Source organism: Paraburkholderia sp. CI2, from assembly GCF_014201055.1.
GTDB classification, from domain to species: Bacteria; Pseudomonadota; Gammaproteobacteria; order Burkholderiales; family Burkholderiaceae; genus Paraburkholderia; species Paraburkholderia tuberum.
On the sequence record NZ_JACHDL010000042.1, the window covers coordinates 34,784 to 45,020 of the forward strand.

At 57.4% G+C, this 10,237-nt stretch carries 6 protein-coding genes and 3 pseudogenes; 6 read left to right on the top strand and 3 right to left on the bottom strand.

The window, feature by feature from the left end:
• Positions 1-10: 10 nt before the first annotated feature.
• Both tnpC and HDG32_RS34495 read left to right on the top strand, forming a co-directional pair.
• Positions 11-1,591 carry an IS66 family transposase gene (gene tnpC / locus HDG32_RS34490; RefSeq protein WP_184074135.1) on the top strand — a complete coding sequence of 527 codons (1,581 nt, stop codon included), beginning with the start codon at positions 11-13 and terminating at the stop codon, positions 1,589-1,591.
• 68 nt (positions 1,592-1,659) lie between these two features.
• Positions 1,660-2,208, top strand: a pseudogene (locus HDG32_RS34495) (IS6 family transposase); the annotation flags it as partial.
• Between the two features lie 142 nt (positions 2,209-2,350).
• On the opposite strand, the gene HDG32_RS34500 reads toward HDG32_RS34495, so the two are convergent.
• Both HDG32_RS34500 and HDG32_RS34505 read right to left on the bottom strand, forming a co-directional pair.
• On the bottom strand, positions 2,351-2,716 hold the full coding sequence (locus HDG32_RS34500; RefSeq protein ID WP_184074137.1) for a DUF1036 domain-containing protein: 366 nt from the start codon (positions 2,714-2,716) through the stop codon (positions 2,351-2,353).
• 734 nt (positions 2,717-3,450) lie between these two features.
• Complete coding sequence (locus HDG32_RS34505; RefSeq protein WP_260336703.1) at positions 3,451-4,167, bottom strand: hypothetical protein; 717 nt, start codon at positions 4,165-4,167, stop codon at positions 3,451-3,453.
• A gap of 953 nt (positions 4,168-5,120) precedes the next feature.
• Between HDG32_RS34505 and HDG32_RS34510 the strand changes: the two genes are divergently transcribed.
• The 3 genes from HDG32_RS34510 to HDG32_RS34520 all read left to right on the top strand — a co-directional run bounded on the left by HDG32_RS34510 (position 5,121) and on the right by HDG32_RS34520 (position 8,229).
• Positions 5,121-5,870, top strand: a complete 750-nt coding sequence (locus HDG32_RS34510; RefSeq protein WP_184074139.1) for a hypothetical protein — start codon at positions 5,121-5,123, stop codon at positions 5,868-5,870.
• A 632-nt stretch (positions 5,871-6,502) separates the two neighbouring features.
• Positions 6,503-7,249 (top strand): hypothetical protein, encoded by a 747-nt coding sequence (locus tag HDG32_RS34515; RefSeq protein ID WP_184074141.1) that lies wholly within the window; start codon positions 6,503-6,505, stop codon positions 7,247-7,249.
• 179 nt (positions 7,250-7,428) lie between these two features.
• Positions 7,429-8,229 carry a hypothetical protein gene (locus HDG32_RS34520; RefSeq protein WP_184074143.1) on the top strand — a complete coding sequence of 267 codons (801 nt, stop codon included), beginning with the start codon at positions 7,429-7,431 and terminating at the stop codon, positions 8,227-8,229.
• Positions 8,230-8,628: 399 nt separating this feature from the next.
• Here HDG32_RS34520 and HDG32_RS34525 read toward each other — a convergent pair.
• Positions 8,629-8,835: pseudogene (locus HDG32_RS34525) on the bottom strand (IS3 family transposase); the annotation flags it as partial.
• A gap of 51 nt (positions 8,836-8,886) precedes the next feature.
• Here HDG32_RS34525 and HDG32_RS34530 point away from each other — a divergent pair.
• Positions 8,887-10,025 (top strand): annotated as a pseudogene (locus HDG32_RS34530) (IS3 family transposase); the annotation flags it as partial.
• Positions 10,026-10,237: the final 212 nt, after the last annotated feature.

Consider the following 10,237-nt stretch of genomic DNA (forward strand, 5'->3'; position numbering starts at 1 on the left):
TCTAAGTGGCATGCCGATCAACGTGACCATCGACGCTGACGAACTCAGGGCGCTTCTCGCGATACGTGAGGAACATGACGCCCTTCAGTCAGAGTGTGACGGGTTACGCAGCGCACTGCGTCTCGTGACTGCGGAGCGCGACCTGGCCGAGGAACGACTGCGCGCTTACCGGCGCGAGCTGTTCGGCGCGAAGAGCGAAGCTCGCGCATCGGACCAGCCCGGTCTGTTCAATGAAGCCGAAGTGCTCGGCACGAACGCAACACCCGCGCAGGAAGATACTCCCGAAACCACGATCGCAGCGCACACGCGCAAGAAGCGCGGTCATCGCAAACCGCTCGATCCCAATCTGCCACGCGAGGTCGTTCGGCACGAACTTCCCGAGGCCGAACGCTTCTGCAACCACGACGGACACGCGCTCGTCGAGATCGGCGTCGAAATCAGCGAGCAGCTCGACGTGATCCCCGAGCAGATTCGCGTCATCCAGCACCAGCGCGTCAAATATGCCTGTCCGTGCTGCGACCTCGGCATCAAGGTTACGCCGGCGCCGGCGCGCATCATCCCGCGTGGGCTGCTGACGGAATCGGCACTCGCGTGGGTCGCCACCGGCAAGTATCAGTTCGGCATGCCGATCTATCGACAGGCTGGCCTGCTGCGACGCTTCGGTGGCGACATCTCGTCGAACACGCTCGCCGCGAGCATGGTCCGCGTCGGTCTCGCGACGCAGCCCGTTATTAACCTGATGCGCGACGCGTTGCTCGATGCTGACGTGATCTACTGCGACGAGACGACGTTCCAGGTCCTGAAGGAAGAAGGGCGCAAGCCGCAAACGAAAAGCTATCTCTGGGCGCAAATGACCGGATCGGGAACGCCCATCCGCTGTTTCGCCTATACGGCTGGTCGCGGCGCGAAGCTGGCCGACAAACTGTTCGCCGGCATTCGCAAGGGCGCGGTTCTGATGACCGACGGATACGAGCCCTACAACGGCAGCGCGCAACAGTATCAGCTCGTGCATCTCGGATGCTGGGCTCATGCGAGACGGTATCTGGTCAAGGCCGAAGATAACGTGCCCAAGGCGGCCCGCTCCCCCGATCTGCTCGCCACACGCTTCATCAAACTGATCGGCAAGCTGTTCGCGGCGGAGGCGCGCAGTGAAACGTGGCCGGCTGAACGACGACAGCGATTGCGACGACGATACAGTGCGCACGTACTCGATGCCATCGAAAAACTGATGCTCGAACAGTCGCCCGGCGTCGTGCCGCAAAGTTTACTCGGCAAGGCGCTGACCTATCTGCATGGGCAGTGGCCCAAGCTGATCCGTTACGTCGAGAACGGCAACTGGCCCATATCGAACAATCCCTGCGAAAATTCCATTCGCCCGTTTGTCGTCGCACGCAAAAGCTTCCTGTTTGCCGATACAGTTGCTGGCGCACATGCGAGTGCGAATCTTTATTCGCTGGTCGAGTCAGCAAAAGCCAACGGCATCGACCCGTACTGCTACCTCACCTGGCTGTTCCAACGTCTGCCACTGGCGAAGACCGTCGACGACTACGACGCGCTGTTGCCGTGGAAGATGCCCGCCAATCTCCGCTGACCCTTCTCCCTACCACACAATTTACGCCTCAGAGCACCCGTGAGTGGCGTCGTTCGTGGACCGCATACGACCATTCGACGGTACACCGCTGGGTGATCAAACTCGTGCCCTTGTTCGAAAAAGCGTTTCGCCAACATAAGCGGCCGGTCGGCAAGAGCTGGAGGATGGACAAAACGTACATCAAGGTGCGCGGCCAGTGGAAGTACTTGTATCGTGCGGTGGATAAGGCCGGAAAGACCGTCGATTTCCTGCTGCGAGCCCATCGTGACAGGGCTGCCGCGCGTCGCTACTTCGAGAAATCCATCGATCAGAACGGCGAACCGGAGACCATCACCGTAGACAAAAGCGGTGCCAATCTGGCCGCACTGCAAGCCATCAACGCCGAACGGAAAACGCCCATCAAGGTGCGCCAGGTCAAATATCTGAACAACGTTGTCGAACAGGACCATCGCGCGATCAAACGTATCGTCAAACCCATGATGGGTTTCAAGGATTTTCGTTGCGCCCGCATCATCCTGTCGGGCATCGAACTGATGCATATGATCCGGAAGGGCCAGATGAAAGATGCTGGCGCAGAGCGGACCGCTGCCGAGCAATTCCATTCGCTCGTCATGTAAGAAGTCCTGACCATATCGGACTTGCTTATCCTTCCGCCTTTATCGCGACACAACCCCTGACAGTGCTTTTTCCCATTCTGTTCGCTGCGGCTGTGTTCACGCCGCAGCATCGGGTGATCCGTCAAACTGCTTGAAATCCGATTCAACTTGTGAGTGTCATGGTGAAATTGTCGCTATCTCCAACATCGAACATTCGCATGCCGATGATGCGCGATGCCGTGTCTCCAATCTGATAGCAGCGGTTGAAGGGAGCCGCATTTTCCGGCGCGTACACCGGGTAGGGTCCAGCCCAGACAACGCTTCGATCCGCATTCTCCGCGTAGTAGCACCAGTATCGATTGTTCACGTCATCGAGATCATTCGCGTATGGGACAGTGCTGCCGCCAGGCGCCATGTGGTACCAGCCGATAGCTTGCCAATTGCCACCTTCCCCGGAGCACACGTCCGGTGAATAAAACATGTATGACACCCAGAGATCCTGAGTCGTCGCATTGACGAAACTAAGCATGGGAGCCTCCCTTCGAATGGTCGCGTACGACAGGTTTGTACGCCTGCTTCTTGCTTGGCGCCGCCTGGAGCGCGTCGTATTCAGCGACGCTTTCAGTTCCCGACTTGTGAAGCAGAACACCTTCGGCCTCTTTTGTCTTTTGTCCCAAGGACACGCGCGCGTTGCCTGCTGGTAACTTCGGTGATGACATGGCCTGCATCTCCAATTGAATTGACCTAAGACGCTATTGCAAAGATCGACAATGCGGCGTTCCGAGGCGAAACTTGGTCGATATACGCGTCGCCGCAAGGCGCGAATCGACCGCGCTGCCGTGTCGGCAGCAACTCCGCAGGAGGCCTGATGGGTGCAATTCACAACCTGCCTTCGAAAACGACCTGGGCCGAACGTTTTTGAAAATGCGGTTTGTTTCTCTGAGCCCCTGCATTGATGGTCGAAAAGATATCAACCCGCCTAAAACGCCAGGCGCGCACGAAAATGGTGAATTGGACCTGTTCAGCGATACCGAATCGGACTCCGTGAGACGGTAGCCGCGAGAGGGCCGCAGCCATCAGGAACTGTATCCAGTCGGCCATCTTGGTCAACCGACTCTAGCCCAACTGCTACCGGTAGCGCCCACCGCCCGTCAGGAGTCCTTGATCTCCACATCGTGTGCCAAACCGCTCAGTTACATTCCCAGTGTTTGGCGGGCTAACGTTTCTTTTCCAAGTTGCAATCGCTTTTGCCAGGCTTCCTGCCTAGCTTGTTCTGTTCCATTTTACGACGCTGCGCTCCCATCTCTGAGTTTTGCGACTACGTCTTTCACGGCGTGAACCGGGTTCAGCCTTGCTGTACTCGCTTTTAGCCGCCTTTGATCCGGTGACCTGTTGCCAACCGTGGGAAGGATCGAATTTTTGCGCGTAACCACCGCTCAGTACTTCGAAGGCGCTTCGCGCGTGACCTTTCAGGTCCATGGCGGTCTGCGCATGTTGGTGCGCAAACCAGTTCGGGGTGACGAAATCAGTCACCAGGATGGTGCCGATCGAATAGCCATACTCGTCGTCTTCTACGGGGTCGCAGACTTCGCCCGCCCAGAATGTACCATTCGGGTCTTGATACGCACTGTTCAGCCACGGGTCGACCGCCATTTCACAAAGCTCGTGTGTAGCGCCCACGCTAACACTCGATCTAGCGGCCAGTATAGTTTTGACAAACACTTTCGAGATCGGCAATCCGTCGTCGGTCAAATCGTGATAAGCAAGTGCACCCGCTTGATCGCTGTCGTCGAGAAACACTAGCCACCAAGTTCCAGTGGGCGGCGCATTGCCCGTCGGAACCATGGTGAACGTTGCAGTGTCCACGCCCCATACCGGCCTGAGATCCTGGTTCCATTGTTGGGTAAACGCCGCCAACATGCTTTGGACGTCTGCGCTGGGATAAGTTGTAGATTCGTTGATAACCGAAATGTCTGGCATAAGTCACCTCGTGCAATTTGCTTCAGGTTGTACGTCGGAATGAGGGCTTCTGTCCATCCTCGATGTCGCTGCCTCGTCGGACTCGATTCGTCGTCTGGATAGTCGTGAGAAGACGTATCTAGTTGATTGGGTATAGATCAGTGACAAGTCCAAATCAAGGCTGTCTTCATCGCACTGTCGAACGAGTGAAATTTGAGAAAAATTACGCCAATTCGTAGAATTGAAACGCCCAAAAAATATTCGCGGAAAGCATCCTTAATATAGAGCTATTCGAAAAGGTTTCTGCGGCTATGCGAAATGCATCGATTGCTCCGATTCCAAATACCTTGCCGTCGACACCGGCCCGGAGTTCGTTGGCAAGTTGCGGATTAAAACCAGGGCAGGTTACCCGGCTCACCTAACCGCGACGATCGCTCACGATTTCCTGGCTTCGCACCAATTTCATGTTGGCGTGGCCTTGCAAAAAACAATTCATCGTCTATTTTTCTTTCATACCACCGTAATGCGTCCATTTCGATTCTTCCTTGCTAAGAGCGGGGCGCTTTTCCGGCAGCCATATCATATGTAACGAACGATCTTCATATTTTGCGAATTCAGCCGACGCGTCTAAATAGCAAGTGCTGCGACAGTACTATTAGGTCATGAGTGGTTGGAAGACCGATTTGTTGTCAGACTTGTAGTTGACATCGACGTCAAATTGTATTTTCTTGCTTAGTTATGCTTAGCAAGTGATGGTTTGGACGTTTATTTAATAATCGCGCTAGCTTAATGTTGGCGCGTTTCGTCGCTGTTTTGCTGCGTCTTTTTTTAAGGAGAAGTCAAACAATTTCGCTCACTAAATTTGGTTTTCGAGCGCAGCGCCCAAAAAACAGACTGTTTTGGAGGTGTTTGCCGACAATTTTTGAGCGCCCATAGGAGCTGAGGCTTCGGGCAGAACCAGTGGAGAACTGCAAATGGCGTTTAACAATGTGGGTTCCTTTTATCTCGCCGCGGGCGCGAATGGCCGATATTCGATATCGTTTGGGGGCGCCGATCATGGGGCACAATTCATCGGAGGCGATCCGGCGAATCCGGGAGGCTGCCTCCAGACGAACTATCAGACCAAGACGATGAATACCGGCGGCACGATTACGTACTGGGTGACAATCCAGAACATCGGGAACGTTGGGACGAACTTTAGCCTCCAAGGAGGAGGCTACGCTGGGGGATATAACGGCGTGGGTTCCTTTTACCTGCCGGCTGGCGCGACGGGTCGATACAATATCTCCTACGGTGGCTCCGATCACGGCGCCCAGGCGATCGGCGGTCAAGTCGAAAATCCTGGGGGCAGTTTGCAGGCCACAAATCAAACCAAATGCATGAACGCGAACGGCACGATCACGTATTGGGCGACGATCCAGAACATTGGGAACGTTGGGACCAACTTCGCTCTTCAGGGAGGCGGCTATACGAACGGTTTCAACAATGTCGGTTCCGCCTTCCTGGCCCCTGGAGCGAGCGGTCGTTATTGGGTCTCATTCGGCGGCGGCGACCATGGAGCCCAAAGCATCGCCGCGCAAGTTGAAAATCCCGGTGCCTGTATCCAGGCAAGTAATCAGGCAAAATGCCGGAACACGGATGGCACAATCACCTATTTTGTGACGCTTCAAAACATCAGCGGCGTCGCGACGAATTTTGCTTTTCAAGGAGGAGGGTTCATCTGATGCCAGATTCCACCACGTCAAAGACGATCAAAATGTCGATCGTACTGGATTCGAGCGGACGAATCGTAGGAGCGTCCAAACCGAAAGACTATCGTCCCGCGAAAGGGGAGCAGCCAGAGGTGACGGCGGGGCAGGCTGCCGATCGCGGGCAGTCGATCGCGGAGATCGAAGTTTCGCCGGAGTTGGCAGATCTCAATGCGAGCGACTTGCTCTTGCGCTTGTCGGAGGAGGCCTCCGTGCGGGCTTTGGTCGCTGACTTACCAACTGCGGGCGCCGCTCCAACGGCGGGCGTCGCGATCGCGAGTGCGACACCGGACGCAACTGCGGCGAGCAGGGCGGGCTCGCAAGACGTGTCCGCCGGAACCATAACGGCCGGGTCCGCATAGGCCTGCGCGGGGAGTCGCCCGCCTTTCGGCCGAGAGGTGGGCGGCGGTCGCGCGGCGGCTGGACGGAGTTCGCGTGAGCGAATCTCGCACCGCTTGCTGCGACCGGACGGTGGCAGAAATCCGTCGGAAATCCTCGCGACGGCCCGCCTTTCGCGACGGCATTTCCTTAAGCCTTGTTCTGCTGAATCCCGGCAGGCTTCTACGATTTGCGTAACGTCGACAACCCACGATGATCAGGAGACGCAAATGCCAACCACAGTAGATTTGACAAAACGACTACCGCGCGGCGCGCTGCCTTCGCCTCGGCACGAACTCGCCGCAGCTATGCCGCATGTTCCGGATTCGAAAATATTGGTCCCCCCTAGCTTTCTGATGTGGCCGGTTCAAATGTCGTCCTGGAATAACTACGTCTATGGTGACTGCGTTTCCGCCGAGGAAGCCTTCGCCAAGGCCACCGCCGTATCGGGGACATTCATTCCCGAGGCGACGGTGGTTAATTGGGCAGAGGGACATGGCTATTTAAACGGCGCTACTCTAACGGCCGTCATGACGACGATGCAAACGAATGGGTTCGAACTCAACGGCAAGACATACGACGACGGCCCTTACAACTCGGTTAACTGGAACAACGCCGCGATTCTGCAGAGCGCCATATACAGCCACGGACCTGTGAAAATCGGCGTCGGGGCTGAGGACTTCCAAACGAATGCCGATGGCAAGGTTACGCCGGGAACAAGCGGCTGGACCATGTACAACTACCCGAAGCACCAACCGGAGGATCACTGCGTGAGCCTTTGCGGTTACGGGACCTTGGCGGAATTGGTCGGTTTATTCCGGCAGCATAATGTCACCGTCCAAGCGCCGACGGGAATGCCCGTGGGCCTCAGCTATGCGATGTTCACCTGGAATTCCATCGGGATCGTCGATCACCAGTCGATGCTGAACATGACCTACGAGGCGTGGATTCGTAAGCCAGTGACGATCATCAAGTAAGCCACCCAGGCTCGGCTCGGTCATGCTTGCACGTGGGGTCACGAAATAGCTTGACCCTAAGAGATTTCCTGTTATCAGTGCTGGCGCTTCAGCAAAATCGAGATCATCCTAGTCGGCATGAACGGAAACGTGATTAAGGTACCCAACCGTTTGTATTCACGTTTTTGAGGGAGACGGAGATGACTACCAAAATGCCGCGCGGGGCGTTACCGACACCCCGAAGTGAACTCGCCGCGTCAGAGCCCTATCGGCCTGAGTCCGGCGGGGAAATCTTCGTTCCAAGCGGCGAGTTTCCGACGCCCAATCATGAACTTGCTGCTGCCCAACCCTATAGAGCGGGCGGCGCCGCGCCCGAAAGCTTCATCGCTTGGCCAATCGGAATCGGCTTTTGGGGGAACGATAAGGTAGGGAATTCGAGTTGGGCAGAGGAAGCTTTTGCCAAGGCCTGCGCCGAACCCAAGGTGTTCATCCCGGACGACGTGGTGCTGTTCACTTCGCGGGAATGCGGTTCGTCGAATTTCGCCGCGTTCATGCAAATGCACGGGTTTCAAATCGAACGTAAAAGCTATTTGGATGGGCGGTTCAATTCAGTCGAGTGGACGAACGCGCCGGCTTTAAATGGCGCCATCGCCAATGTCGGGCCGGTGAAAATCGGCGTAGCCTCGGCGAATCTCGCCTCCGGCCCGCACGGCCGAGTCACACCTGGGAAGAGCGGTTGGGCAATCTATGGTCTCCCGACGGGCGAGCCTGAAGATCACTGTGCGAGCCTTTGCGGCTACGGGGCCTTGGTGACGTTGGTCGAGCTCTTCGAGCGGCACGGGGTCGATGTCACTTTGCCACCGGACATGCCTACGGGATTATGCTATGCGATGTTCACTTGGGGCTCCATCGGCATCGTCGACTGGCAATCGCTGATGAACATCACGGGCGAAGCTTGGGTTCGAAATCCGGCGACGATCACCAAGGACTTCAACGAGTAACCATCTGGCACGGCTGTCGCATTGTGGCCTCGGAGCCTGAGTGTCTGCCTTTCCCGCCGGGTGATGGGAAAGTTGTGGTGACTTCCCCATATCGGGGTCTACCTAGTGGTGAGTAGCCCCGGAGAATTTCGCTCCGGGGCTCTCGCAGAACCGGATGTGAGTTCGCACCTCATCCGGCGCCCGTTACCGGGGGGCGAACAAGGTAAGCACAATTTCCTGACGCTCCTATGTCAAGCGAAGGCTGTAGAGTCCGCTAGATCGGCGAGAATGAGAGGGTAAAGTTCTCGCACTAAGTACCGCTTCAGGCAGCGGTGAATTTCCTTCTTCGACATACCCTCATGGCTGCGACGTTGCACGTATGACCTTGCCCCTGTTTCGCGAATCCCATAGCTGAGAGATTTATGCGGCTCGCCCGTGTTGAGCGGCGAACCAGTTTTTCTCGAACGTCATGGGGCTGACGTAGTCGAGCGTCGAGTGTAGCCGGCGCGAATTATAAAAGCCAAGCCAGTCGACGATTTCATCCATTGCCGCACGCCGGGTCGCAAAGTGCCGGCCATGCAGGCGTGCAACTTTCAACGAACCCCACAGGCTTTCGGTCGGTGCATGAGATTGACCCGCAAAAACGGACACCTATCCTTTTGATCAGGAGGTGTCGAAATGGGCAGGCATCGTACCCCATACCCTGTGGAATTCCGGGCCCACATGGTCGAGTTGGTGAAGGCCGGAAGAACGCCTGAGGAGCTGGCGCGCGAGTTCGAGCCGACCGAACAGACCATCAACAACTGGGTCGCGCAGGCCGATCGTGATGCGGGTGTGCGTCATGACGGACTGACGACGGCCGAGCGGCAGGAACTCACGCGGCTACGTCGTGAGAACCGGCAACTGAAGATGGAGCGAGACATTCTCTCGCAGGCGGCGGCCTGGTTCGCGAGGGAGACGGGAGCCGTTCCACCGAAGGGCGGTACGGATTCGTGAGAGCGAACCGGGCCCGCTGGCCCATTGCGAGGATGACGCGGCTGCTCAGGGTCTCCACGAGCGGCTACTACGCATGGCTGGTGCGTGAGCCATCGAAACGCTCGTGTGGCGATGCGCAACTGCTCGCGCGCATCCGCACGCTGCATGCGAGTTCGCGCGGTACGTATGGGGCACCACGTATCCATGCGCAGCTCGCGCGTGAAGGCGTACACGTCGGACGCAAGCGGGTCGCACGTCTGATGCGCATGGCCGGTTTGCGTGGTGCGAGCCGGCGGCGCTGGCCGCACACTACGCGGCAACGCGTGGGAGCACGCCGCGCTCCGGATCTGGTGCGTCGGCACTTCCGTGCCGAGGAGGCGAACGTGCTGTGGGTGGCGGACGCCACCTACATCCCGACCGGCGAGGGGTTTCTCTACCTGGCCGTTGTCCTCGACGTGTTCAGTCGCCGCATTGTGGGCTGGGCGATGTCAATTCATCTGTATGCCGAACTGATGCTGCGCGCACTGGATATGGCGTTGCTTCAGCGACGCCACGAGGGCGTCATTCTACATTCGGACCAAGGATGTCAATACACATCCATTGCATTCGGGCGGCGCTGCCGCGAAGCCGGCGTACAACCGTCGATGGGGACGGCCGGCGACGCGTACGACAACGCGATGTGCGAGTCGTTCTTCGGCACGCTCGAAGCGGAACTGCTTTCGCGCGAACCCTTTGCTACCCATGAACAGGCCCGGCAGCGCATCTTCTGGTTCCTGGAGGGCTGGTACAACGTACGCCGCCTGCACAGCAGCATTGGCTATCGTTCGCCGCTTGAATTCGAGAACATCAACGTTAAAGGGCAAACCGTGTCGCCTTGCGGGTTGCCCACCGGCGGGCAGCGTCATGGTCGTGAGAGGCGACCCGCCGCCCGCCCGTGGGCAACCCGCGACTCAACGCTTAACGGAGGCTTCTATGGGGCATTGGAAGTCAAGCCCTTTCGCGATCCATTTTCCCGTCAGTTATCTCCCATTCGAGAGCGCGAGAGGTTATCCAC